This is a genomic window from Exiguobacterium sp. EF_C8, from assembly GCF_054956715.1.
Genome location: NZ_CM143264.1, coordinates 116,476 through 142,835 on the forward strand (window position 1 = coordinate 116,476; position 26,360 = coordinate 142,835).

Below are 26,360 nucleotides of genomic sequence, written 5' to 3' on the forward strand. Positions count from 1 at the left end.
AGGAGGGATGATATGCCAACACCGCTCGAATCAGGGCGTCAAACGCCAAAGATCAAGCCGCTCAATGACCGTAAGAAGCAATTGAGTCAGAATGCTATTGAAAACCGTCGACGTCTCAAAAATCGCTTTTTCTTGTGTCTGACCGTCTTTTTGCTCATCTTTTCCCTCATGGGGTGGTCATACATGGAAAAACGGCAATTGATCGCAGAACAAAAGCAGTCATTTCAAGTAGCTGAACAGGAGCAGACGAAAGCAAAAAAAGAGACTGCTCGTCTGAAAGAAGAAATCAATCGTCTCAATGATAAAGAATATGTGGCGAACTTAGCCCGGAGCGAGTTGCTCTATTCGAAAAAAGGGGAAACGATCTTCTACTTTTCACCTGAAGACTAATTGAAGGTTGCCGATTGATTGAAAAAAGAATGAATCACTCGTATAATAAGAAACGAATCAACTAAAAAGGAGCAATACAATTTATGTCGATTGAAGTAGGCAGCAAAGTGCAAGGGAAAGTAACAGGCATCACGAATTTCGGAGCGTTCGTTGAGTTACCAACAGGGAAAACTGGTCTTGTTCACATTAGTGAAGTGGCAGATTCTTATGTTAAGGACATCAATGATGTATTAACGGTTGGTCAAGAAATCACCGTTAAAGTCTTAAGTGTTGAAAACGATGGTAAGATTGGTCTTTCCATTAAAAAAGCCGTCGATCGTCCAGAAGGTGAACGCCCACGTCCAGCACGTCAGTTCGATCGTGGACCACGTCCAGCAGGACAAGATCGCGGACCACGTTCGTTCGATAACAAAGGACCGCGTGGAGGCGGTAATCGTGGAGGCTTCAACAAAGGTGGCCGTAATACACCACCACCGCGCAAAGAACAATCGTTCGATACGTTGATGTCTAGTTTCCTGAAAGATAGTGAAGATCGTCTTGCTACATTGAAACGTCAAACGGATTCAAAACGTGGCGGGCGCGGCGCAAAACGTCAATAACTTGCTGACCTGTTCTTTATAAGAATAGAGATGGAATGACGCCGTTCATTCCATCTTTTATTTTTTTAAAATTATTTTTATAAAAAGCGTTGACTTTCATTTGACCTGCCCGTATTATAGAAAATGTGCTTAAGACGCACGAGTTAAAAATATGGCGGTGTAGCTCAGCTGGCTAGAGCGTACGGTTCATACCCGTGAGGTCGTGGGTTCGACTCCCTCCGCCGCTACCATATTTTTTTTGGCCCGTTGGTCAAGCGGTTAAGACACCGCCCTTTCACGGCGGTAACACGGGTTCGAATCCCGTACGGGTCATTCTCAAAAAGCTATCTCTATTATATAGAGATAGCTTTTTTTAGGTTTTAACGGAAAGGGATGAAGTCGTAATGGAAGGTGTGCCGTTTGAACCGCTCCTAGTCGGAGTGTCTGGAGGATGTGACTCGATGGTACTCGTCGATCGGTTGTATCGAGAAGGGTATGACATTGCAATTGCACATGTGCATCACGGATTACGAGAAGCATCCGACGAAGAAGCACATTTTATCGAAGACTGGGCAGCAACTCGAAAGATTTTGTTTTTCATGACGCGTTTGGACTGGGCAGGACGTACGAGCTCTCAAGCAGCATGTCGTGAGGAACGGTATGCATTTTTTGAGCGCATCATGGAAGAGACCGGACGCTCGCGTCTTGTTCTCGCCCATCATCAAGATGATCAAATCGAGACGTTGCTCATTCAGCTCGTTCGAGGAGAAGCACAAGTTGATGGGATTCCTGTCATTCGTCCGTTTGGTAACGGCTGGTTACATCGACCGTTACTACATGAATCGAAGCAAGCATTACTCGATTATGCATGGCAACATGAGGTACCGTGGCGAGAGGATGCATCAAATGCAGAAACGACCTATTTACGAAATCAAATTCGGCATAAGATTCTTCCGCCACTACGAGACATTCGTCCTGGTTTTGAACAGGCAACAGCAGCAGCAGCACATGCGCGACAGCAAATCATGCGTGAGCAGGCAACATTCGTCGCGACCTATCTCGACCGGTGTAAGGAAACAAACGGAATTCCGGTCGCACGTATTTTAGAATTGCCGACGGATTTACAACGGCTCGTCTTGCCGACGTTAACGGGCGATACGTTTTCTTCCGAAACGATTCGTCACTTTGTTACATGGCTTCAGGTGGATAAGGGCTCGGACGAAGTGTATTATGGAAACTGGAGGATGCGACGTGCATATGGCTTTTTAATGCAAGATCGTGTGATACGGTCAATGAATGACGATTTACCGTTTCAAGTAGGGGAGAATTTGGGAACGTATCATTATGGTGAACAAATGCTTCGCTTCTCAATTGGAACGCACGGGATCCCACTGGACGCGATTACGTTTCCGTTGACGGTACGTCCGCCACGTCCGGGAGATCGGATTCAACTTGCTGTTGGTTCGAAAAAAGTCAGTCGAATTCTGATTGATGCGAAGGTTCCACGTTATCTCCGGGAACAAGTGCCGGTCGTCGTCGATGCAAATGGAGTGATTTTAGCCGTCATTGGACATCGAATTGCAATATTCGGGTCATTTGAACTCCTCGCAAAATCTTATTTAATGATAGAATGGTAATGTAGTGTTTATTATGGAGGAGGAATACCTAGCATGACCTTGATGAACGATATGGAAAAAGTATTGATTTCAGAAGAAGAGATCCAAAATAAAGTGGGCGAACTAGCCGGCGATTTGACAGCGGATTATCACGATCGTTTTCCGTTGCTTGTGTGTGTCTTAAAAGGCGCAATGCCTTTCATGTCCGATCTTGTCAAAAAGATGGATATGCACCTTGAAATGGACTTCATGGACGTTTCGACGTATCACGGTGGGACAACATCAACCGGTGAAGTCAAGATTGAAAAAGATTTGAACACATCGGTAGAAGGACGCGACATCTTGATTGTCGAAGATATCATCGACAGCGGATTGACGCTTGGTTACCTCGTAGACCTCTTCAAGTACCGGAAAGCGAAGTCCGTTAAAATCGTGACATTGCTCGACAAACCGACAGGACGGAAAAATGACTTGCATGCAGATTACAGCGGCTTCGTCATTCCACACGAATTTGTCGTCGGGTATGGTCTGGATTACGAAGAGAAATACCGTAACCTTCCGTATGTAGGTGTCTTGAAACCTGCAGTCTACGGTGGCTAATTATTTTTAATCTCGTCTGTCCCATGATAAGATGAAACCAATTACAAAGCGCGCCCTGTCGCGCCAGGATTCGTATTCATCCATTAGAAAAACGAGATGGATGCGGAGAGGAGGCATAAGATGAACCGAGCAGTGAAGAATACCCTCGTGTTTGGGGTCATTTTTCTAGCTTTGATCTTGTTTCTGCAATACTTGCAGAGTCCAGTGAACAAAAGCAAAGAAATCAATTACACACAGTTTGTCGAGTCTGTTGAAAAAGGTGAAATCAAGACGGCTACCTTCCAGTATGAAGGCCAGACGTATAATGTGACAGGAGATTTGCGTGCAAAAGATTCGACGTATGAAACAGTCGTACCGGCTGTTGATACGGAACTAACGGATCTCTACACGCAATTGAAAAGCCAAGGAGTCAAGATGGACTTCAAGGCAGCAGAAACGAATGGTGGTTGGATCGCGTTACTAACGACGATCGTTCCATTCATCATCATCTTCATCCTCTTCTTCTTCTTGATTAATCAAGCACAAGGTGGCGGTGGTGGCGGTCGCGTCATGAACTTCGGGAAATCGAAGGCACGCCTCTACGATACAGAGAAGAAAAAGATTACGTTTGATGATGTAGCCGGCGCAGACGAAGAGAAACAAGAACTCGTCGAAGTCGTCGAATTCTTAAAAGATCCGCGTAAATTCGCGAAGCTCGGTGCCCGTATTCCGAAAGGGGTTCTCCTCGTGGGTCCTCCAGGTACAGGTAAAACGTTGCTCGCGCGTGCTGCAGCTGGTGAAGCTGGCGTACCATTCTTCTCGATTTCAGGTTCTGACTTCGTTGAGATGTTCGTTGGTGTCGGGGCATCACGTGTTCGTGACTTGTTCGAAAACGCGAAGAAAAACGCACCATGTATCATCTTCATTGATGAAATCGATGCTGTCGGTCGTCAACGGGGCGCAGGTCTCGGTGGTGGACATGATGAGCGTGAGCAGACATTGAACCAACTTCTCGTCGAGATGGATGGATTCAGTGAAAACGAAGGCATCATCATGATCGCAGCAACGAACCGTGCTGATATTCTTGACCCTGCGTTACTCCGTCCAGGTCGTTTTGACCGTCAAATCACGGTTGATCGTCCAGATGTCGTCGGTCGTGAAGCAGTCTTGAAAGTACACGCGCGGAACAAACCGCTTGATTCAACGGTTGATTTAAAAGCCATCGCACAACGGACGCCTGGCTTCTCGGGTGCGGATCTTGAAAACCTTCTAAACGAAGCAGCACTTGTTGCCGCTCGGGCAGATCGTGATAAGGTCTCGATCGTTGATCTCGAAGAAGCGATTGACCGTGTTATCGCTGGACCAGCGAAGAAGAGCCGGATCATCTCGCCGAAAGAGAAAAAGATCGTCGCATGGCATGAAGCTGGACATACGATCATCGGTGTCACGCTCGACGATGCGGACGAAGTACACAAAGTAACAATCGTTCCTCGTGGTAACGCGGGCGGATACGTCGTCATGTTGCCAAAAGAAGATCGTTACTTCATGACGAAGCCGGAACTCGAAGATAAGATTACTGGATTGCTCGGTGGTCGCGTTGCAGAGGACATCGTCTTCGGAGAAGTCTCGACTGGAGCAAGCAATGACTTCCAGCGTGCGACAGGTCTTGCACGGAAAATGGTCATGGAGTTCGGAATGAGTGAAAAACTCGGACCGCTTCAATTCGGATCAGGTCAAAGCGGTAACGTCTTCCTCGGCCGTGATTTCCAAAACGAACAGAATTACTCGGATGCGATTGCACACGAAATCGATACGGAAATCCAAGCGATCATCAACCGCTGTTACCAAAAAGCGAAAGATATCTTGACTGAGAAACGCGATCAGCTCGACTTGATTGCAACGACGTTGCTTGAAGTCGAAACACTTGATCAAAAACAAATTCACCATCTCTTAGAGACAGGCGAATACAAAAAACATGAACCAGAAGCAACGACTCCAAAAGCAGAAGAGAAAGCACCGGAATCGACAGATGCAACCGTCGATCAACCGACAGAGTCTCCAACGCAAATGGGTTCAGTCGTTGACGAAGGACAAAATGTAGATACGGATACACCAGATACGCCGCGTCGCGACGATCAAGTGTAAACGGATGGAACGGATTCGATCTCGCATCGAATCCGTTCTTTTTTGTTACAGATCGAGCGAATACACATCGGTAGGTGTGACCATACGAGCATGGTATAATCACAACGTATATCATTCCGAGCGTGAAACGACGGAATATAAAAAAAGCATGAAAATCGAGAAGAAGCGGGGAAATAAGCAAATGATTTTAGTCATCGATGTCGGAAATACGAATATCGTCTTAGGTGTCTATCAAGGACAAGAGTTGATCGAGCATTGGCGGATTGCGACAGACCGGACACGGACGACGGACGAATACGGTATGCTCGTCAAAGCGTTGTTTCGTGACGCAGAGCTAAACGTGGAAGAAATCGAGGGAATCGTGTTATCATCTGTCGTACCCCCCGTCGTGTTTCCACTAGAAAATATGTGTGTGCGTTACTTTAAACGCCGTCCGTTTTTGATTGGACCAGGAATCAAGACAGGACTCGATTTAAAAGTCGATAATCCACGGGAAGTGGGAGCCGATCGAATCGTCAATGCAGTAGCGGCGACGGCGAAATACGAGGGACCGATGATCATCGTCGATTTTGGAACAGCGACGACGTACTGTTACATCGATGCACAAAAACGGTATTACGGTGGCATCATCTCACCGGGTGTGATGGTTGCGACCGAGGCACTCTATAATAAGGCAGCAAAATTGCCGCGAATTGAAATTGCGAAACCGCAGTCAACCATCGGACGAAATACGATCCATGCGATGCAATCGGGTACGTATTTCGGATATGTGGCGCAGGTGGACGGACTCGTTCACCGGATGAAAGAAGAAATGGGTGAATCGAAGGTCATTGCGACCGGTGGTTTAGCCCGACTAATCAGCGAGGAATCCACGATGATTGAGATCGTCGATCCATTCTTGACGTTAGATGGATTACGGATTATCTACGAACGAAATAAGTGAGGGATTAAGATGAAACGGGAAGAATTATTAGCACAATTAAAAGATGACTATTTAGTACGGGCGTTAGGCTTTAACGGAGAAGTTCGTGCATTTGCGATCCGTTCGACAAAAACGGTCTATGAAGCACAACTTCGTCACCAGACGACACCGGTCGTCACGGCAGCGCTCGGTCGGACACTAACAATCGGCGCGATGATGGGTACGATGCAAAAAGGCGATACACGTGTCACATTAAAAGTCGAAGGCGATGGACCAATCGGAAAAATCATCGTCGATGCCGATGCAAAAGGGGTCGTTCGTGGATATGTCAGTCGTCCCCGCGTCGAGATGGATACGTACGTCAATGCAGACGGTCTGACGAAATTAAAAGTCGGTGAAGCGGTCGGTCGCGGAAACATCTCTGTCATCAAGGATCTCGGGTTGCGTGACTTTGTCGGTGGTCAATCTCCGATTCAAACGGGTGAGATCAGCGAAGACTTCACGTATTACTTCGCTGTATCGGAACAAAGTCCATCAGTCGTTGGAGCTGGCGTTCTCGTTTACCCAGAAGACGAATCGGTCATTGCAGCAGGTGGTTTGATCGTTCAATTGATGCCGGGTGCATCGGAAGAGACGATCGCAGCGCTTGAAAAACGTGTCGGAGCTCTTAAACCAATCTCCATTCTCGTCGGTGAGGAAAAAACACCCGAAGAAATGTTAGAACTCGTTCTCGGTGACTACGAACATCTTGATACGATTCCGGTGTCATTCGAATGTACGTGTGACCGCGACAAATTAGCAACAGCGATTATTGCCCTTGGACCAGATGAGATTCAAGCGATGATTGATGAAGATGGTGGCGCGGAAGCTGTTTGTCACTTCTGTTCAGAGCATTATCACTATGATGTTCCAGAATTAGAGGAACTTCGCGAAAAATCACTCGAAAGAGCATAAGAGGGATCCGATATGGGGAATGTACAACCTAAGTACTTGTGGATGTTGATCTTCATCTTATTGTTGACGAATTTCATGACCGGCGCTTATGCCTTCATGGGTGAGCTCCCTAAGGTCGATTCTCCTAAAATCGTTCAGGACAGTATTGGTGGTCCGCTTGAGGATGTCATCGCCGAAGTCGGTGATGAAAAAATCACCCGAGCAATGGTCTATCAGACGATGCGAACGGAACAAGAGAAGCAGACAATCGATCGTTTGATTCAAGAAGCGGTCGAGCGCCAGACAAAGGATGGAAAAAAGCCGGAAGTTAAACGCTTTGATTGACAGATTTCATCCAGTCCGCTGATAATTAATCTATCGGATTACTTGGAATTCAAGCGGTTCACTAATGAGGAGGAATGGTCATGCGTATTGCGAATTCAGTATTAGATTTAGTCGGTCGGACACCGATCGTCAAGTTACATCATCTAACGGGTCCTGAGGATGCAGATGTATATCTGAAACTGGAGTACATGAACCCTGGATCGAGCGTAAAAGACCGGATCGCGTTATCAATGATTGAAGCGGCAGAAGAAGCAGGTCAACTTAAAGAGGGAGATACGATCATCGAGCCGACGAGTGGGAACACGGGTATCGGACTAGCGATGGTCGCTTCGGCGAAGGGATACCGTTCCATCCTCGTCATGCCGGAAACAATGAGCATGGAACGTCGGACGTTGCTTCGCGCCTATGGTGCGGAATTGATTTTGACGCCAGGTCCTGAAGGGATGAAGGGTGCGATCGCTCGCGCGACAGCGGAAGCGGAAGAGCACGGTTACTTCATGCCGCAACAATTCAATAACGGTGCCAATCCAGTCGTTCATGAAAAAACGACAGGTCCTGAAATCGTCGAAGCGTTCGAAGGCATGCAACTCGATGCGTTCATCGCGGGAATCGGAACCGGTGGAACGATCACGGGTGCTGGTAAAGTGTTGCGCGATGCTTTCCAAGGCATTGAAATCATTGCTGTTGAACCAACGGATTCACCGGTCTTATCAGGTGGTAAACCGGGGCCGCATAAACTGCAAGGTATCGGTGCTGGATTCGTACCGTCGATTCTCGATACAGATATTTATGATGGTGTCGAGCAAATCACGACGGAAGAAGCATTTGATCACGCACGCCGAGCAGCGAAGACGAACGGTGTCTTAGGCGGTATCTCGTCAGGTGCTGCGATTGCAGCGGCACTCAAGACGGCAAAACGTCTCGGTAAAGGAAAAAATGTTCTCGCGATCATTCCTTCGAATGGTGAGCGGTACTTAAGTACACCGCTGTATCAAGTCGAGGAAGAAGCAGATCAATCGAAGTAATCCATCATACGTACACGGAAGTCATTCGGCTTCCGTGTACTTTTTTGCGTATAATGAGAGCAGAATAGTGTGAAGTGGGGGACGCGTATGCGACAGACGAAATATAAAGCAATACCATGGACGAAAGAACAATTCTACAATCGGTATGTCGAACAGACGATTGGAACAACAGGACACGTCTGGCTCGAAAGCGGTCGAATCGGACGGTATACGATGGCGGCGACTCGTCCTGTCGGATACGTCCGGACAAAGGACGGGATGACGACGATTGAGACAGATGGAAAAGTCGAGACATCGACGGCAAACCCGTTTGATCTACTCGAACGACTCCGCGTCGAACGTGAATCCATCCGACCGGATGGAATGCCACCATTCTTTGGTGGATTTGCCGGATACGTCAGTTATGATGCTGTCCGTTATTTAGAAAAGCTACCGGAGCAAGCGATGGATGATCTACAAACACCTGATCTATCGTTCTACTGGTACGATGAAGTTGCCGTGTTTGATGAGGAAACGAAGCAATTGTTCATTGCCGTGACGCGAGACACAGCAGAGGAAGCAACACAGATTCTTGAAGAAGAAGTCGCGCGTTGGTGCGTCAAGACAAATAGACCGCAGTTTACAACAACCGGTTCATCCGGCGAGCGAGAACGAGCTTTCGGACAGGAAGCGTTCATGACAGCGGCACACCGGATTAAATCGTATATTGAGGATGGTGACGTCTTCCAAGTCAATTTGTCCGTTCGTCAACAAGAGCCGCTAGGGACGACAGCGGAACATTTGTATGATGTATTACGACAAGTCAATCCTTCTCCATACATGGGTTACTTCGCAGATGAGGATTTAACACTCGTGTCCGCCTCACCCGAGTTGCTCGTCGAAAAAATCGGCGATGCGTTAGCCACACGCCCGATTGCGGGAACACGACCACGCGGGAAGGATGAAGCAGAAGATTTACGACTTGCGAAAACCTTACTCGATAATGAAAAAGAACGGGCGGAGCATGTGATGCTTGTTGATTTAGAGCGCAATGATTTAGGGCGCGTTAGTCGTTATGGTACGGTCCATGTCGATGAGCTGATGGTGATCGAGAAATACTCCCACGTGCAACATATCGTCTCAAATGTCAGAGGCGAAGTGGCTCCGGAACACTCCGGGAGTCAAGTGCTCGCCGCAATGTTCCCAGGTGGGACGATCACCGGCGCGCCAAAAATCCGGACGATGGAAATCATTGAAGAACTGGAACCGGTCCGGCGTGGCATCTACACTGGATCGCTTGGCTTCATCAGTTGGGCGGATGATGTCATTTTCAACATCTTGATTCGGACACTCGTTGCAAAAGATGGGATGGCATATGTCCAAGCAGGTGCTGGAGTCGTCACGGACTCGGACGCAGCACATGAATACGAAGAGTCACTTAGTAAAGCCAAAGCGTTATGGGTGACAAAAGAAACGGCGGAGGGAACGCAATGATTGTATTGATTGATAACTATGATTCCTTTACGTATAACTTAGTCCAGTATTTCGGCGAACTTGGACAAGACATCCGGGTATTTCGCAACGACGCGATTACGCTTGCAGAAATCGAAGCGTTGCAACCTGATCATCTCGTCATCTCGCCGGGTCCCTGTACACCGAATGAAGCGGGGATCAGTTTAGAGGCGATTGCTTACTTTGCGGGGAAGGTACCGATCCTAGGAGTTTGCTTGGGTCATCAAGCGATTGGACAAGTATTCGGTGGTAAAGTCGTCCGAGCGAAGGAATTGATGCACGGAAAAGTTTCGCCACTTACGCATGATGGACAAGGGATCTTTGAACGGATCCCACAAGCGACACCGGTGACGCGTTACCATTCACTTGTCGTTGAACGTAAGACATTCCCGGAAGTACTCGAAGTGACAGCGGAAGCCGGCGGAGAGATCATGGCACTCCGTCACCGGACGTTACCGATTTTAGGTGTCCAGTTCCACCCGGAAGCGATTTTGACACGAGACGGTAAACAGATGTTAAAAAATTTCTTGGAGTTGACGCATTATGTATCTCTGGCATGACGGAATCATCAAACGAGAAGAAGAGATAAGAATCTCCCCACTTGATCATGGATTCGTCTATGGGATGGGTATATTCGAGACGTTTCGGACGTATAACGGACATCCGTTTTTGTTCGATGATCATATCGAACGTTTGCGGATGAGTTGTGTCGCACTCGGGATACAGTTAGCGTATGACCGGGAAGCCTTACGGCAAGCAATCCAAGATTTATATGAAGCATATGAGGCGAACGATCTCTATATCCGGTTGAATGTTTCGGCTGGTCCGCGTGAGATTGGGTTATCAATTGACCCTTACGATACGCCAACCGTGTTGATCTATGCGAAACCAATCGCTCCACGAAAACGGGCGGAACGTGCACTCGAAACGATTCGTTTGCCGCGCAGTACGCCGGAAACGACATATCGCTTAAAGTCACATCATTACATGAACAATCTAGTCGCGAAACGTCAATTGTTCAATCCAGAAGCAGAAGGGCTGTTCTTGACGAAGGAAGGTCATGTCTGTGAAGGCATTACGTCAAATATCTTTTGGCGTTACGGAAGTACATGGTATACGTCGCCCCTTGAGACCGGTGCATTGAACGGGATTACCCGTCAGTTCCTCATGCAACATTTACCGGTCGAAGAACGTCTGGCATATTTACCACAGCTCGAAGAGTCAGATGAGATCATCTATACGAATTCCGTTCAGGAAGCGGTCGCCATTTCGTCACTTGACGGACGCCCTTTCCCCGGAATCAACGGAACAGCATATGCGGAGATTATGAAACTCTTCGATCAATCTGTCGAACATGTAACAACAAGGAGGGAACAACCATGACTTACATCATGGGTATTTTGAACGTGACACCGGACTCTTTTTCGGACGGTGGACAATATGTTGATATCGAGCAAGCGATGCGGCAAGCGCGTCAGCTTGTCGCGGATGGAGCAGATGCGATCGATATCGGTGGAGAATCGACACGACCGGGTGCGGCGTTCGTGTCAGTTGAAGAAGAACTCGCTCGTGTCTTACCGATCATTAAGCGCATCAAACGAGAGCTGAACGTCCTCGTGTCGATCGATACGTATAAACCGGTCGTCGCAGAAGCTGCTATTCAAGCAGGAGCGGACATCATCAATGACGTCTGGGGTTCGAAGTGGGGCGATCGTTCGATGGTCAAGGTCGCTGCGCAGTATGAAGTACCAATCATTTTAATGCATAACCGGGAAACGGCGCATGGGACAGATATGCTTGCGGAAGTCCGGGCTGACCTTGAGGAATCAATCCGGTTAGCGAAACAGGCAGGCGTGGCGGAAGAGCACATTTGGCTCGACCCAGGCATTGGATTCATGAAAACGCAGGAAGAGAACTTGTACTTGATGCGTTACCTGTCCATCGTCACGGACTTCGGGTATCCGGTTTTACTTGGAACGTCCCGTAAATCGATGATTGGTCTCGCGCTTGGATTGCCAACGGAAGAACGACTTGAAGGAACGATTGCTACGGTTTGCTACGGGATTCAACAAGGATGTGACTGGGTGCGTGTGCATGACGTCAAAGAAGTCAAACGGGCAGCGCAGATGATGGACATCATGTTAGCTGCGACGAAAGGGGAATGACGGTGGATCGAATTCATGTAACAGGAATGCGGTTTTATGGGTATCACGGTGTATTTGCAGAAGAGACGAAACTCGGTCAACGCTTCAATGTCGACTTATCGATCGGACTTGCATTGGCAGAAGCCGGTCGGACGGATGATTTGACGAAAAGTGTCAATTACGCTGAATTGTATGAAGCGACAAAACGTGTCGTCGAAGGAGAACCGCTCCAACTCGTCGAAGCCTTGGCGGATCGTATTGCAAAAGAAGTCTTTGCGTTAGACGGGCGGATTGAAGAAGCATCGATCAAAGTTATCAAACCGGATCCGCCGATTGCTGGTCATTATGAACATGTGGCAGTCGAGATCAATCGACTCCGGGGGGACTATGCATGAAGGAAGCTTACATTGCACTCGGTTCAAACATTGGTGATAAAGCGGCTCACTTAAGAGCAGCGATCGCTCGCCTGAGAGCCTTATCGTCTGTTCATGATGTAAAGGTCTCTTCCATTTATGAGACTGTACCTGTCGGGTATCTCGATCAGGATTTATTTTATAATATGGTCGTCCGGATTCAAACGACGGACGAGGCAGATGTCTTACTTGAGCGACTGCAGGAAATCGAACAGCTAGAAGGACGCGAGCGTCTGTTCAAAAATGGACCGCGGACGCTTGATTTAGATATTTTGTTATATGGGGGAGAACGTATTGACCTTGAAGGATTAACCGTTCCGCATCCGCGGATGCAAGAGCGGGCATTCGTCCTCGCGCCATTACGGGAACTAGCAGCAACATGCGTCATACCTGGTCTTGGGCAAAGTGTCGAGCAATTGTACCAGCAGTTACCAGAGACAGAACGAAACGGTGTGCGACGCTTAGGTGGTCTTTTAGAAGCGGAGGAACAATAATGGAATTTAACATTGGTGATGTCAAATTGAAGAATCAAGTCATCTTGGCACCGATGGCAGGCGTCTGTAATCCCGCGTTTCGGTTGATCGCAAAAGAATTCGGCGCGGGACTCGTCTGTGCGGAGATGGTCAGCGATAAAGGGATCTTGTACGAGAACGAACGGACGCTACAGATGCTGTACGTGGATGAGCGGGAAAAACCGCTGAGTCTTCAAATCTATGGTGGTTCAAAGGAGACACTCGTTCAAGCAGCGCGATATGTCGAAGCGAACACGAATGCCGACATCATTGATATCAATATGGGGTGTCCGGTCCCGAAAGTCACGAAAAGTGATGCTGGAGCGAAATGGTTGCTTGATCCGGATAAGGTCTATGAGATGGTCCATGCGGTGACACAAGCGATCGATAAACCGGTGACGGTCAAAATGCGGACCGGCTGGGACAGTCATCACATCTATTGTGTCGATAATGTCAAAGCGGCAGAAGCAGGTGGCGCGAAGGCTGTTGCCATTCACGGACGGACACGTTCACAAAAATATGAAGGTGTCGCAGACTGGAACATCATCGGTGAAGCAAAAAAAGCGGTTAATATTCCAATCATCGGAAACGGGGATGTTCAAACCCCACAAGATGCTAAACGAATGATTGATGAGATTGGTGTCGACGGTGTCATGATCGGACGGGCCGCTCTCGGAAACCCATGGATGTTGTATCAGACAATCCAGTATCTCGAATCAGGAACGCTTCCGGCAGAACCGACGGCGCGCGAGAAGATTGATATTTGTCTCTTGCACGCTACACGACTGGTCGCGCTAAAAGGAGAAGAACTCGCCGTGCGCGAAATGCGGACACATGTCGCCTGGTACTTGAAAGGAATGAAGGGGAACGGTCGCATTCGCAATGCGTTATTTAACATCGACACGCATACGGGACTCGTTGAACTGTTACAGCAGTACTTGCAGACACTCGAAGAAGACGTAGCGTATGCCTAACAGGTAAAGTATAGTCGGACAGAGTCGTTTTGTGGTACGCTAGTTGCATTGAAGATGAGCGTATCGGTTTTCTAAAGGGCTGTCGGTCATTCCGGCAGCTTTTTATTCGAGAGAATCGTCGTGAACCATTATTAAAAGGAGTGAAGACAGTGAGTCAGGATATGGAAATGAACGATCAAATGCAGGTGCGTCTCAGTAAGATGAACGCCATGCGTGAACAAGGTCTCGATCCATTCGGCGCACGTTTTGAACGTTCGACGGATACTGCGAGCATTCGTGCATCATTTGGTGAACATACAAAAGAAGAATTGGCTGAACTGAAACCGGAAGTTGCCATCGCAGGTCGTGTCATGACGACACGTCGTAAAGGGAAGGTTGGCTTTACGAATGTTCAGGATGTACAAGGTCAAATTCAGTTGTATGTTCGTAAAGATGACGTCGGTGAAGAGGCGTATGAGATCTATAAGACATGTGACTTAGGTGACATCGTCGGGATCCAAGGATACGTGTTCAAGACGAATGTTGGTGAACTCTCTGTTCACGTCACAGCATTTACGTTATTGACAAAAGCGTTACGTCCGCTTCCGGATAAATATCATGGATTAAAGGATATCGAGCAACGTTACCGTCAGCGCTATCTCGACCTTATTACGAACCAAGAATCACGTGAGACATTCATCGCGCGGAGTAAAGTCATTCGTGGAATCCGTCAATATCTTGATAACCTCGGATACTTGGAAGTCGAAACACCAATGTTGCATACGATCGCGGGTGGAGCATCGGCGCGTCCGTTCATCACGCATCATAATGCACTCGACATGACGCTTTACATGCGGATTGCGATTGAGCTTCATTTGAAACGTTTGATCGTCGGTGGACTTGAGAAAGTCTACGAAATCGGTCGTGTATTCCGTAATGAAGGAATCTCAACACGTCATAACCCAGAGTTTACGATGATCGAACTCTATGAAGCGTATGCGGATTATAAAGACATCATGAACTTAACAGAGAATCTGATTGCTCACGTCGCACAAGAAGTACTCGGTACGACACAAGTCACTTACGGAGAAGACGTCATCGATTTATCTGTCGGTTGGAAACGAGCGCACATGGTAGATCTCGTTAAAGAAGCAACAGGTGTCGACTTCTTCGAACAGATTTCGAACGAACGTGCCCTTGAACTCGCGCATGAACACGGTGTTGAAGTCCAGTCGCACATGACGACGGGACATATCTTGAATGAGTTCTTCGAACAAAAAGTAGAAGAAACACTCGTTCAACCAACATTCGTCTATGGTCATCCTGTTGAAGTATCACCACTTGCGAAGAAAAATCCAGAAGATCCACGCTTTACGGATCGCTTTGAATTATTCATCGTCCGTCGTGAGCATGCGAATGCCTTCACGGAATTGAACGATCCAATCGATCAACGTGAACGTTTCGAAGCACAACTCGTCGAAAAAGAAGCAGGAAACGACGAAGCACATGAAATGGATACAGACTTCATTGAAGCACTCGAGTACGGTATGCCGCCAACGGGTGGTCTTGGAATCGGGATCGATCGTCTCGTCATGTTGTTGACGAATGCGCCATCGATTCGTGATGTATTACTCTTCCCAACGATGCGTCACCAACAAAATTAATGAGTAGAGCTCTGTTCTTTCTATACTGTATAGAAGGAACGGAGCGTTCTTTTTGGAATCAACACAGGAATAAACAAGTCAAAAAACGGGTAAACAAAAGTTTTTAAATGTTTTTCTAATAAAATGCTTGTACGATTCAAAAAGCCATGGTATATTACTTCTTGTGCCGCGAATGGTCGTGACACACAAAAATAAATATCAAAAAAAGTTGTTGACAATCGGGTTGATAACTTGTTAAGATATTAAAGTCGCTGAAAACGACACGACGAACTTTGAAAACTGAACGATGAGGCAAAAATCGTATTCTACGGAATACAAACATGAATGAAGCGCAAGCTTCGTCAATCGTGACTTCGGTCACAACAACGAGCAAGTCAAACACTTCATGGAGAGTTTGATCCTGGCTCAGGACGAACGCTGGCGGCGTGCCTAATACATGCAAGTCGAGCGCAGGAAGCTGACGGAACTCTTCGGAGGGAAGGCAGTGGAATGAGCGGCGGACGGGTGAGTAACACGTAAGGAACCTGCCTCAAGGATTGGGATAACTCCGAGAAATCGGAGCTAATACCGGATAGTTCAACGGACCGCATGGTCCGCTGATGAAAGGCGCTCCGGCGTCACCTTGAGATGGCCTTGCGGTGCATTAGCTAGTTGGTGGGGTAACGGCCCACCAAGGCGACGATGCATAGCCGACCTGAGAGGGTGATCGGCCACACTGGGACTGAGACACGGCCCAGACTCCTACGGGAGGCAGCAGTAGGGAATCTTCCACAATGGACGAAAGTCTGATGGAGCAACGCCGCGTGAGTGATGAAGGTTTTCGGATCGTAAAACTCTGTTGTAAGGGAAGAACACGTACGAGAGGGAATGCTCGTACCTTGACGGTACCTTACGAGAAAGCCACGGCTAACTACGTGCCAGCAGCCGCGGTAATACGTAGGTGGCAAGCGTTGTCCGGAATTATTGGGCGTAAAGCGCGCGCAGGCGGCCTTTTAAGTCTGATGTGAAAGCCCCCGGCTCAACCGGGGAGGGCCATTGGAAACTGGAAGGCTTGAGTACAGAAGAGAAGAGTGGAATTCCACGTGTAGCGGTGAAATGCGTAGAGATGTGGAGGAACACCAGTGGCGAAGGCGACTCTTTGGTCTGTAACTGACGCTGAGGCGCGAAAGCGTGGGGAGCAAACAGGATTAGATACCCTGGTAGTCCACGCCGTAAACGATGAGTGCTAGGTGTTGGGGGGTTTCCGCCCCTCAGTGCTGAAGCTAACGCATTAAGCACTCCGCCTGGGGAGTACGGCCGCAAGGCTGAAACTCAAAGGAATTGACGGGGACCCGCACAAGCGGTGGAGCATGTGGTTTAATTCGAAGCAACGCGAAGAACCTTACCAACTCTTGACATCCCATTGACCGCTTGAGAGATCAAGTTTTCCCTTCGGGGACAATGGTGACAGGTGGTGCATGGTTGTCGTCAGCTCGTGTCGTGAGATGTTGGGTTAAGTCCCGCAACGAGCGCAACCCCTATCCTTAGTTGCCAGCATTGAGTTGGGCACTCTAGGGAGACTGCCGGTGACAAACCGGAGGAAGGTGGGGATGACGTCAAATCATCATGCCCCTTATGAGTTGGGCTACACACGTGCTACAATGGACGGTACAAAGGGCAGCGAGACCGCGAGGTGGAGCCAATCCCATAAAGCCGTTCCCAGTTCGGATTGCAGGCTGCAACTCGCCTGCATGAAGTCGGAATCGCTAGTAATCGCAGGTCAGCATACTGCGGTGAATACGTTCCCGGGTCTTGTACACACCGCCCGTCACACCACGAGAGTTTGCAACACCCGAAGCCGGTGAGGTAACCGCAAGGAGCCAGCCGTCGAAGGTGGGGTAGATGATTGGGGTGAAGTCGTAACAAGGTAGCCGTATCGGAAGGTGCGGCTGGATCACCTCCTTTCTAAGGAAAACGTCCCTTACGGGACATGCCCATCGTTCAGTTTTGAGAGCTCGTCTCTCAGTCTCGCAAGAGACACTCGCACCTTGAAAACTGAAGACATCAACAAGACATCAAACTTTTAATTAACCATGTCATTTAAGACGTGTGTTCTTAGAATACCAACGCTAGATCAAGGTATGAAGGGCGTACGGTGGATGCCTTGGCACTAGGAGCCGATGAAGGACGCGACGAACAGCGATATGCTTCGGGGAGCAGTAAGTATGCTTTGATCCGAAGATTTCCGAATGGGGGAACCCACCATCTGTAATGGGATGGGACATGTTACGTGAATACATAGCGTAGCGTGAGGCAGACCCGGGGAACTGAAACATCTAAGTACCCGGAGGAAGAGAAAGCAAATGCGATTCCCTGAGTAGCGGCGAGCGAAACGGGAACAGCCCAAACCGGAGAGCATGCTCTTCGGGGTTGTAGGACACTCTATACGGAGTCAAAAAGGAAGACAGTAGGTGAAGGACCTGGAAAGGTCGGCCGAAGAAGGTGACAGCCCTGTAGCTGAAACTGTTTTCCCTCCAGAGTGGATCCTGAGTACGGCGGGACACGTGAAACCCCGTCGGAATCCGGGAGGACCATCTCCCAAGGCTAAATACTCCCTAGTGACCGATAGTGAACCAGTACCGTGAGGGAAAGGTGAAAAGCACCCCGGAAGGGGAGTGAAATAGATCCTGAAACCGTATGCCTACAAGTAGTCAGAGCCCGTTAACGGGTGATGGCGTGCCTTTTGTAGAATGAACCGGCGAGTTACGATAACGCGCGAGGTTAAGCCGATGAGGCGGAGCCGTAGCGAAAGCGAGTCTGAACAGGGCGTTCAGTGCGTTGTCGTAGACCCGAAACCAGGTGATCTACCCATGTCCAGGATGAAGGTCAGGTAACACTGACTGGAGGTCCGAACCCACGCACGTTGAAAAGTGCGGGGATGAGGTGTGGGTAGCGGTGAAATGCCAATCGAACCTGGAGATAGCTGGTTCTCCCCGAAATAGCTTTAGGGCTAGCCTCGAGGTTGAGAGTTCTGGAGGTAGAGCACTGATTGGACTAGGGGCCCCCACAGGGTTACCGAATTCAGTTAAACTCCGAATGCCAGCAACTTATACTCGGGAGTCAGACTGCGAGTGATAAGATCCGTAGTCAAGAGGGAAACAGCCCAGACCGCCAGCTAAGGTCCCCAAGTGTATGTTAAGTGGAAAAGGATGTGGCGCTGCCTAGACAGCTAGGATGTTGGCTTAGAAGCAGCCACCATTCAAAGAGTGCGTAATAGCTCACTAGTCGAGTGGCGCCGCGCCGAAAATGTAACGGGGCTAAACATACCACCGAAGCTGCGGATTCCGTAAGGAATGGTAGGGGAGCGTTCCAAACCGCTGTGAAGCTGTACCGGAAGGAGCAGTGGAGCGTTTGGAAGTGAGAATGCCGGTGTGAGTAGCGAAAAGAGGGGTGAGAATCCCCTCCGTCGAAAGCCCAAGGTTTCCTGAGGAAGGCTCGTCCGCTCAGGGTTAGTCTGGACCTAAGCCGAGGCCGAAAGGCGTAGGCGATGGATAACAGGTTGATATTCCTGTACCGCCGATCCACCGTTTGAACAATGGGGGGACGCAGGAGGATAGTGACGCATGCGGATGGAAGTGCATGTGCAAGTTTCAAGACCGTCTGATTGGCAAATCCGTCAGGCATCACAGTCAAGGAACGATGCGGAGTCCCGTAGGGACGTAGGTCACGATTTCACACTGCCAAGAAAAGCCTCTAGTGAGGGGGAAGGCGCCAGTACCGTAAACCGACACAGGTAGGCGAGATGAGAATTCTAAGACGCGCGGGATAACTCTCGTTAAGGAACTCGGCAAAATGGTCCCGTAACTTCGGGAGAAGGGACGCTCTACACATGTAGAGCCGCAGTGAATAGGCCCAAACGACTGTTTAGCAAAAACACAGGTCTCTGCTAAATCGCAAGATGACGTATAGGGGCTGACGCCTGCCCGGTGCTGGAAGGTTAAGGGGATGGGTTAGCGCAAGCGAAGCTTTGAACCGAAGCCCCAGTAAACGGCGGCCGTAACTATAACGGTCCTAAGGTAGCGAAATTCCTTGTCGGGTAAGTTCCGACCCGCACGAAAGGCGTAACGATTTGGGCACTGTCTCAACGAGAGACCCGGTGAAATCATAGTACCTGTGAAGATGCAGGTTACCCGCGACAGGACGGAAAGACCCCATGGAGCTTTACTACAGCCTGATATTGAGGCTTTGTGCATGATGTACAGGATAGGCGGGAGACGTCGAGCCCGGAGCGCCAGCTTCGGAGGAGTCACCCTTGGGATACCGCCCTTCATGCATAGAGTCTCTAACTCGCAGCCGTGATCCGGCTGGAGGACCGTGTCAGGCGGGTAGTTTGACTGGGGCGGTCGCCTCCTAAACAGTAACGGAGGCGCCCAAAGGTTCCCTCAGAATGGTTGGAAATCATTCGTAGAGCGCAAAGGCAGAAGGGAGCTTGACTGCGAGACCTACAAGTCGAGCAGGGACGAAAGTCGGGCTTAGTGATCCGGTGGTTCCGCATGGAAGGGCCATCGCTCAACGGATAAAAGCTACCCTGGGGATAACAGGCTGATCTCCCCCAAGAGTCCACATCGACGGGGAGGTTTGGCACCTCGATGTCGGCTCATCGCATCCTGGGGCTGGAGTAGGTCCCAAGGGTTGGGCTGTTCGCCCATTAAAGCGGTACGCGAGCTGGGTTCAGAACGTCGTGAGACAGTTCGGTCCCTATCCGTCGTGGGCGCAGGAAATTTGAGGAGAGCTGTCCTTAGTACGAGAGGACCGGGATGGACGCACCGCTGGTGTACCAGTTGTTCCGCCAGGAGCATCGCTGGGTAGCTACGTGCGGACGGGATAAATGCTGAAAGCATCTAAGCATGAAGCCCCCTCCAAGATGAGATTTCCCTTTGAGTAATCAAGAAAGACCCCTCAGAGACGATGAGGTAGATAGGTCACGGGTGGAAGCATGGCGACATGTGGAGCTGAGTGATACTAATCGGTCGAGGCCTTGTTCTAGCAGATGCATTGTTGATGACTTCAGTTTTGAGGGCGCGAGCCTTTCAAAAAAAAATGAAAAAAGTCTTGACGTTATGTGAACATAATGTTAAGATAATAAATGTCTGGTGGCGATAGCCAAGTGGTCACACCCGTTCCCATGCCGAACACGGAAGTTAAGCACTTGAACGCCGAAAGTAGTTGGGGGCTTCCCCCTGTGAGGATAGGACGCTGCCAGGCGATACATATGGAGGATTAGCTCAGCTGGGAGAGCACCTGCCTTACAAGCAGGGGGTCGGCGGTTCGATCCCGTCATCCTCCACCATTTTTATTACACTTGCCGGTGTAGCTCAGCTGGTAGAGCAACTGACTTGTAATCAGTAGGTCGCGGGTTCGACTCCTGTTGCCGGCACCATTTTCATCTTCAATGATCACCAGAATTCAATTATGAATGAAGGTTCTACCTTTTATATCCCTGCCGGGGTGGCGGAACTGGTAGACGCACAGGACTTAAAATCCTGCGGGGGTTTCCCCGTGCCGGTTCGATTCCGGCCCTCGGTACCATTTTCATTTTGATGTTTGCTGTTTGATCCTTATATTCCGCACCCTTAGCTCAGCTGGATAGAGTACTTGACTACGAATCAAGGGGTCGGGAGTTCGAATCTCTCAGGGTGCATTTTCGGGAAGTAGCTCAGCTTGGTAGAGCACTTGGTTTGGGACCAAGGGGTCGCAGGTTCGAATCCTGTCTTCCCGACCATCTTCAATTTCATCCCTTTAATGGGGCCTTAGCTCAGCTGGGAGAGCGCCTGCCTTGCACGCAGGAGGTCAGCGGTTCGATCCCGCTAGGCTCCACCATTTTTATGACGAACTTTGAAAACTGAACGATGAGGCAAAAATCGTATTCTACGGAATACAAAAACGAATGAAGCGCAAGCTTCGTCAATCGTGACTTCGGTCACACAACGAGCAAGTCAAACACTTCATGGAGAGTTTGATCCTGGCTCAGGACGAACGCTGGCGGCGTGCCTAATACATGCAAGTCGAGCGCAGGAAGCTGACGGAACTCTTCGGAGGGAAGGCAGTGGAATGAGCGGCGGACGGGTGAGTAACACGTAAGGAACCTGCCTCAAGGATTGGGATAACTCCGAGAAATCGGAGCTAATACCGGATAGTTCAACGGACCGCATGGTCCGCTGATGAAAGGCGCTCCGGCGTCACCTTGAGATGGCCTTGCGGTGCATTAGCTAGTTGGTGGGGTAACGGCCCACCAAGGCGACGATGCATAGCCGACCTGAGAGGGTGATCGGCCACACTGGGACTGAGACACGGCCCAGACTCCTACGGGAGGCAGCAGTAGGGAATCTTCCACAATGGACGAAAGTCTGATGGAGCAACGCCGCGTGAGTGATGAAGGTTTTCGGATCGTAAAACTCTGTTGTAAGGGAAGAACACGTACGAGAGGGAATGCTCGTACCTTGACGGTACCTTACGAGAAAGCCACGGCTAACTACGTGCCAGCAGCCGCGGTAATACGTAGGTGGCAAGCGTTGTCCGGAATTATTGGGCGTAAAGCGCGCGCAGGCGGCCTTTTAAGTCTGATGTGAAAGCCCCCGGCTCAACCGGGGAGGGCCATTGGAAACTGGAAGGCTTGAGTACAGAAGAGAAGAGTGGAATTCCACGTGTAGCGGTGAAATGCGTAGAGATGTGGAGGAACACCAGTGGCGAAGGCGACTCTTTGGTCTGTAACTGACGCTGAGGCGCGAAAGCGTGGGGAGCAAACAGGATTAGATACCCTGGTAGTCCACGCCGTAAACGATGAGTGCTAGGTGTTGGGGGGTTTCCGCCCCTCAGTGCTGAAGCTAACGCATTAAGCACTCCGCCTGGGGAGTACGGCCGCAAGGCTGAAACTCAAAGGAATTGACGGGGACCCGCACAAGCGGTGGAGCATGTGGTTTAATTCGAAGCAACGCGAAGAACCTTACCAACTCTTGACATCCCATTGACCGCTTGAGAGATCAAGTTTTCCCTTCGGGGACAATGGTGACAGGTGGTGCATGGTTGTCGTCAGCTCGTGTCGTGAGATGTTGGGTTAAGTCCCGCAACGAGCGCAACCCCTATCCTTAGTTGCCAGCATTCAGTTGGGCACTCTAGGGAGACTGCCGGTGACAAACCGGAGGAAGGTGGGGATGACGTCAAATCATCATGCCCCTTATGAGTTGGGCTACACACGTGCTACAATGGACGGTACAAAGGGCAGCGAGACCGCGAGGTGGAGCCAATCCCATAAAGCCGTTCCCAGTTCGGATTGCAGGCTGCAACTCGCCTGCATGAAGTCGGAATCGCTAGTAATCGCAGGTCAGCATACTGCGGTGAATACGTTCCCGGGTCTTGTACACACCGCCCGTCACACCACGAGAGTTTGCAACACCCGAAGCCGGTGAGGTAACCGCAAGGAGCCAGCCGTCGAAGGTGGGGTAGATGATTGGGGTGAAGTCGTAACAAGGTAGCCGTATCGGAAGGTGCGGCTGGATCACCTCCTTTCTAAGGAAAACGTCCCTTACGGGACATGCCCATCGTTCAGTTTTGAGAGCTCGTCTCTCAGTCTCGCAAGAGACACTCGCACCTTGAAAACTGAAGACATCAACAAGACATCAAACTTTTAATTAACCATGTCATTTAAGACGTGTGTTCTTAGAATACCAACGCTAGATCAAGGTATGAAGGGCGTACGGTGGATGCCTTGGCACTAGGAGCCGATGAAGGACGCGACGAACAGCGATATGCTTCGGGGAGCAGTAAGTATGCTTTGATCCGAAGATTTCCGAATGGGGGAACCCACCATCTGTAATGGGATGGGACATGTTACATGAATACATAGTGTAGCGTGAGGCAGACCCGGGGAACTGAAACATCTAAGTACCCGGAGGAAGAGAAAGCAAATGCGATTCCCTGAGTAGCGGCGAGCGAAACGGGAACAGCCCAAACCGAAGAGCATGCTCTTCGGGGTTGTAGGACACTCTATACGGAGTCAAAAAGGAAGACAGTAGGTGAAGGACCTGGAAAGGTCGGCCGAAGAAGGTGACAGCCCTGTAGCTGAAACTGTTTTCCCTCCAGAGTGGATCCTGAGTACGGCGGGACACGTGAAACCCCGTCGGAATCCGGGAGGACCATCTCCCAAGGCTAAATACTCCCTAGTGACCGATAGTGAACCAGTACCGTGAGGGAAAGGTGAAAAGCACCCCGGAAGGGGAGTGAAATAGATCCTGAAACCGTATGCCTACAAGTAGTCAGAGCCCGTTAACGGGTGATGGCGTGCCTTTTGTAGAATGAACCGGCGAGTTACGATAACGCGCGAGGTTAAGCCGATGAGGCGGAGCCGTAGCGAAAGCGAGTCTGAACAGGGCGTTCAGTGCGTTGTCGTAGACCCGAAACCAGGTGATCTACCCATGTCCAGGATGAAGGTCAGGTAACACTGACTGGAGGTCCGAACCCACGCACGTTGAAAAGTGCGGGGATGAGGTGTGGGTAGCGGTGAAATGCCAATCGAACCTGGAGATAGCTGGTTCTCCCCGAAATAGCTTTAGGGCTAGCCTCGAGGTTGAGAGTTCTGGAGGTAGAGCACTGATTGGACTAGGGGCCCCCACAGGGTTACCGAATTCAGTTAAACTCCGAATGCCAGCAACTTATACTCGGGAGTCAGACTGCGAGTGATAAGATCCGTAGTCAAGAGGGAAACAGCCCAGACCGCCAGCTAAGGTCCCCAAGTGTATGTTAAGTGGAAAAGGATGTGGCGCTGCCTAGACAGCTAGGATGTTGGCTTAGAAGCAGCCACCATTCAAAGAGTGCGTAATAGCTCACTAGTCGAGTGGCGCCGCGCCGAAAATGTAACGGGGCTAAACATACCACCGAAGCTGCGGATTCCGTAAGGAATGGTAGGGGAGCGTTCCAAACCGCTGTGAAGCTGTACCGGAAGGAGCAGTGGAGCGTTTGGAAGTGAGAATGCCGGTGTGAGTAGCGAAAAGAGGGGTGAGAATCCCCTCCGTCGAAAGCCCAAGGTTTCCTGAGGAAGGCTCGTCCGCTCAGGGTTAGTCTGGACCTAAGCCGAGGCCGAAAGGCGTAGGCGATGGATAACAGGTTGATATTCCTGTACCGCCGATCCACCGTTTGAACAATGGGGGGACGCAGGAGGATAGTGACGCATGCGGATGGAAGTGCATGTGCAAGTTTCAAGACCGTCTGATTGGCAAATCCGTCAGGCATCACAGTCAAGGAACGACGCGGAGTCCCGTAGGGACGTAGGTCACGATTTCACACTGCCAAGAAAAGCCTCTAGTGAGGGGGAAGGCGCCAGTACCGTAAACCGACACAGGTAGGCGAGATGAGAATTCTAAGACGCGCGGGATAACTCTCGTTAAGGAACTCGGCAAAATGGTCCCGTAACTTCGGGAGAAGGGACGCTCTACACATGTAGAGCCGCAGTGAATAGGCCCAAACGACTGTTTAGCAAAAACACAGGTCTCTGCTAAATCGCAAGATGACGTATAGGGGCTGACGCCTGCCCGGTGCTGGAAGGTTAAGGGGATGGGTTAGCGCAAGCGAAGCTTTGAACCGAAGCCCCAGTAAACGGCGGCCGTAACTATAACGGTCCTAAGGTAGCGAAATTCCTTGTCGGGTAAGTTCCGACCCGCACGAAAGGCGTAACGATTTGGGCACTGTCTCAACGAGAGACCCGGTGAAATCATAGTACCTGTGAAGATGCAGGTTACCCGCGACAGGACGGAAAGACCCCATGGAGCTTTACTACAGCCTGATATTGAGGCTTTGTGCATGATGTACAGGATAGGCGGGAGACGTCGAGCCCGGAGCGCCAGCTTCGGAGGAGTCACCCTTGGGATACCGCCCTTCATGCATAGAGTCTCTAACTCGCAGCCGTGATCCGGCTGGAGGACCGTGTCAGGCGGGTAGTTTGACTGGGGCGGTCGCCTCCTAAACAGTAACGGAGGCGCCCAAAGGTTCCCTCAGAATGGTTGGAAATCATTCGTAGAGCGCAAAGGCAGAAGGGAGCTTGACTGCGAGACCTACAAGTCGAGCAGGGACGAAAGTCGGGCTTAGTGATCCGGTGGTTCCGCATGGAAGGGCCATCGCTCAACGGATAAAAGCTACCCTGGGGATAACAGGCTGATCTCCCCCAAGAGTCCACATCGACGGGGAGGTTTGGCACCTCGATGTCGGCTCATCGCATCCTGGGGCTGGAGTAGGTCCCAAGGGTTGGGCTGTTCGCCCATTAAAGCGGTACGCGAGCTGGGTTCAGAACGTCGTGAGACAGTTCGGTCCCTATCCGTCGTGGGCGCAGGAAATTTGAGGAGAGCTGTCCTTAGTACGAGAGGACCGGGATGGACGCACCGCTGGTGTACCAGTTGTTCCGCCAGGAGCATCGCTGGGTAGCTACGTGCGGACGGGATAAATGCTGAAAGCATCTAAGCATGAAGCCCCCTCCAAGATGAGATTTCCCTTTGAGTAATCAAGAAAGACCCCTCAGAGACGATGAGGTAGATAGGTCACGGGTGGAAGCATGGCGACATGTGGAGCTGAGTGATACTAATCGGTCGAGGCCTTGTTCTAGCAGATGCTTGTTGATGACTTCAG

17 protein-coding genes, 8 tRNA genes and 5 rRNA genes are annotated in these 26,360 nt (G+C 50.0%); all 30 read left to right on the top strand.

The genetic code is table 11. The features are described from left to right. Positions 1–12 precede the first annotated feature (12 nt). The 30 genes from ACY2IG_RS00630 (at position 13) to ACY2IG_RS00775 (ending at position 26,336) form a co-directional block, all read left to right on the top strand. Positions 13–390 carry an FtsB family cell division protein gene (locus tag ACY2IG_RS00630; protein WP_035413247.1) on the top strand — a complete coding sequence of 126 codons (378 nt, stop codon included), beginning with the start codon at positions 13–15 and terminating at the stop codon, positions 388–390. Positions 391–473: 83 nt separating this feature from the next. Then, positions 474–989, top strand: a complete 516-nt coding sequence (locus tag ACY2IG_RS00635) for a S1 domain-containing RNA-binding protein (RefSeq protein WP_035413250.1) — start codon at positions 474–476, stop codon at positions 987–989. Between the two features lie 153 nt (positions 990–1,142). After that, positions 1,143–1,219: transfer RNA gene (locus ACY2IG_RS00640), tRNA-Met, on the top strand. A 10-nt stretch (positions 1,220–1,229) separates the two neighbouring features. Then, positions 1,230–1,301, top strand: a tRNA-Glu gene (locus tag ACY2IG_RS00645). A gap of 128 nt (positions 1,302–1,429) precedes the next feature. Beyond that, a complete protein-coding gene (tilS, locus tag ACY2IG_RS00650; RefSeq protein ID WP_462618247.1) occupies positions 1,430–2,605 on the top strand; it encodes a tRNA lysidine(34) synthetase TilS in 1,176 nt (391 codons plus the stop codon). Positions 2,606–2,638: 33 nt separating this feature from the next. Then, positions 2,639–3,184 (top strand): hypoxanthine phosphoribosyltransferase, encoded by a 546-nt coding sequence (gene hpt, locus ACY2IG_RS00655; RefSeq protein WP_035413256.1) that lies wholly within the window; start codon positions 2,639–2,641, stop codon positions 3,182–3,184. Positions 3,185–3,304: 120 nt separating this feature from the next. Beyond that, positions 3,305–5,308 (top strand): ATP-dependent zinc metalloprotease FtsH, encoded by a 2,004-nt coding sequence (gene ftsH / locus ACY2IG_RS00660; RefSeq protein ID WP_035413259.1) that lies wholly within the window; start codon positions 3,305–3,307, stop codon positions 5,306–5,308. Between the two features lie 181 nt (positions 5,309–5,489). Continuing rightward, a complete protein-coding gene (locus ACY2IG_RS00665) occupies positions 5,490–6,251 on the top strand; it encodes a type III pantothenate kinase (RefSeq protein WP_462618709.1) in 762 nt (253 codons plus the stop codon). Between the two features lie 9 nt (positions 6,252–6,260). Beyond that, positions 6,261–7,184 carry an Hsp33 family molecular chaperone HslO gene (gene hslO / locus ACY2IG_RS00670; RefSeq protein ID WP_023466563.1) on the top strand — a complete coding sequence of 308 codons (924 nt, stop codon included), beginning with the start codon at positions 6,261–6,263 and terminating at the stop codon, positions 7,182–7,184. A gap of 12 nt (positions 7,185–7,196) precedes the next feature. Continuing rightward, positions 7,197–7,508 carry a hypothetical protein gene (locus tag ACY2IG_RS00675; RefSeq protein WP_035413262.1) on the top strand — a complete coding sequence of 104 codons (312 nt, stop codon included), beginning with the start codon at positions 7,197–7,199 and terminating at the stop codon, positions 7,506–7,508. An 80-nt stretch (positions 7,509–7,588) separates the two neighbouring features. Further along, positions 7,589–8,533, top strand: a complete 945-nt coding sequence (gene cysK / locus ACY2IG_RS00680) for a cysteine synthase A (protein ID WP_056062013.1) — start codon at positions 7,589–7,591, stop codon at positions 8,531–8,533. Between the two features lie 87 nt (positions 8,534–8,620). Then, entirely contained in the window at positions 8,621–10,006 is a 1,386-nt protein-coding gene (locus ACY2IG_RS00685) for an anthranilate synthase component I family protein (protein WP_462618248.1), read from the top strand. After that, positions 10,003–10,584 (top strand): anthranilate synthase component II, encoded by a 582-nt coding sequence (locus tag ACY2IG_RS00690; RefSeq protein WP_035413271.1) that lies wholly within the window; start codon positions 10,003–10,005, stop codon positions 10,582–10,584. Before ACY2IG_RS00685 ends, ACY2IG_RS00690 begins: the two co-directional genes overlap by 4 nt. Then, positions 10,568–11,407: an aminotransferase class IV gene (locus ACY2IG_RS00695; protein ID WP_308102498.1), complete on the top strand. Its 840-nt coding sequence runs from the start codon at positions 10,568–10,570 to the stop codon at positions 11,405–11,407. The genes ACY2IG_RS00690 and ACY2IG_RS00695 overlap by 17 nt, the downstream gene beginning before the upstream one ends. Further along, positions 11,404–12,189: a dihydropteroate synthase gene (folP, locus tag ACY2IG_RS00700; RefSeq protein ID WP_035413278.1), complete on the top strand. Its 786-nt coding sequence runs from the start codon at positions 11,404–11,406 to the stop codon at positions 12,187–12,189. The genes ACY2IG_RS00695 and folP overlap by 4 nt, the downstream gene beginning before the upstream one ends. A 2-nt stretch (positions 12,190–12,191) precedes the next feature. Then, positions 12,192–12,563 carry a dihydroneopterin aldolase gene (gene folB, locus ACY2IG_RS00705; protein ID WP_035413281.1) on the top strand — a complete coding sequence of 124 codons (372 nt, stop codon included), beginning with the start codon at positions 12,192–12,194 and terminating at the stop codon, positions 12,561–12,563. After that, a complete protein-coding gene (folK, locus tag ACY2IG_RS00710) occupies positions 12,560–13,075 on the top strand; it encodes a 2-amino-4-hydroxy-6-hydroxymethyldihydropteridine diphosphokinase (protein ID WP_308102499.1) in 516 nt (171 codons plus the stop codon). Before folB ends, folK begins: the two co-directional genes overlap by 4 nt. Next, positions 13,075–14,067, top strand: a complete 993-nt coding sequence (gene dusB / locus ACY2IG_RS00715; RefSeq protein WP_462618249.1) for a tRNA dihydrouridine synthase DusB — start codon at positions 13,075–13,077, stop codon at positions 14,065–14,067. Before folK ends, dusB begins: the two co-directional genes overlap by 1 nt. Before the next feature lie 161 nt (positions 14,068–14,228). Beyond that, the gene (lysS, locus tag ACY2IG_RS00720; protein ID WP_155960241.1) at positions 14,229–15,710 is read left to right on the top strand and encodes a lysine--tRNA ligase; all 1,482 of its coding nucleotides are present in this window, start codon (positions 14,229–14,231) and stop codon (positions 15,708–15,710) included. A 382-nt stretch (positions 15,711–16,092) separates the two neighbouring features. After that, positions 16,093–17,654, top strand: a 16S ribosomal RNA gene (locus ACY2IG_RS00725). A gap of 167 nt (positions 17,655–17,821) precedes the next feature. Continuing rightward, positions 17,822–20,735, top strand: a 23S ribosomal RNA gene (locus ACY2IG_RS00730). A 103-nt stretch (positions 20,736–20,838) separates the two neighbouring features. Beyond that, positions 20,839–20,954 (top strand): 5S ribosomal RNA (gene rrf, locus ACY2IG_RS00735). A 9-nt stretch (positions 20,955–20,963) separates the two neighbouring features. Further along, a tRNA-Val gene (locus ACY2IG_RS00740) sits at positions 20,964–21,039 on the top strand. 14 nt (positions 21,040–21,053) lie between these two features. Beyond that, positions 21,054–21,129: transfer RNA gene (locus ACY2IG_RS00745), tRNA-Thr, on the top strand. A 62-nt stretch (positions 21,130–21,191) separates the two neighbouring features. Continuing rightward, positions 21,192–21,278: transfer RNA gene (locus ACY2IG_RS00750), tRNA-Leu, on the top strand. 38 nt (positions 21,279–21,316) lie between these two features. After that, a tRNA-Arg gene (locus ACY2IG_RS00755) sits at positions 21,317–21,390 on the top strand. Between the two features lie 4 nt (positions 21,391–21,394). Further along, positions 21,395–21,471 (top strand) — tRNA-Pro (locus ACY2IG_RS00760). Between the two features lie 22 nt (positions 21,472–21,493). After that, a tRNA-Ala gene (locus ACY2IG_RS00765) sits at positions 21,494–21,569 on the top strand. A gap of 124 nt (positions 21,570–21,693) precedes the next feature. After that, positions 21,694–23,255, top strand: a 16S ribosomal RNA gene (locus ACY2IG_RS00770). A 167-nt stretch (positions 23,256–23,422) separates the two neighbouring features. After that, positions 23,423–26,336, top strand: a 23S ribosomal RNA gene (locus ACY2IG_RS00775). The 16S, 23S and 5S rRNA genes sit together here with 6 tRNA genes alongside, the layout of an rRNA operon. The last annotated feature ends 24 nt before the right edge of the window (positions 26,337–26,360 follow it).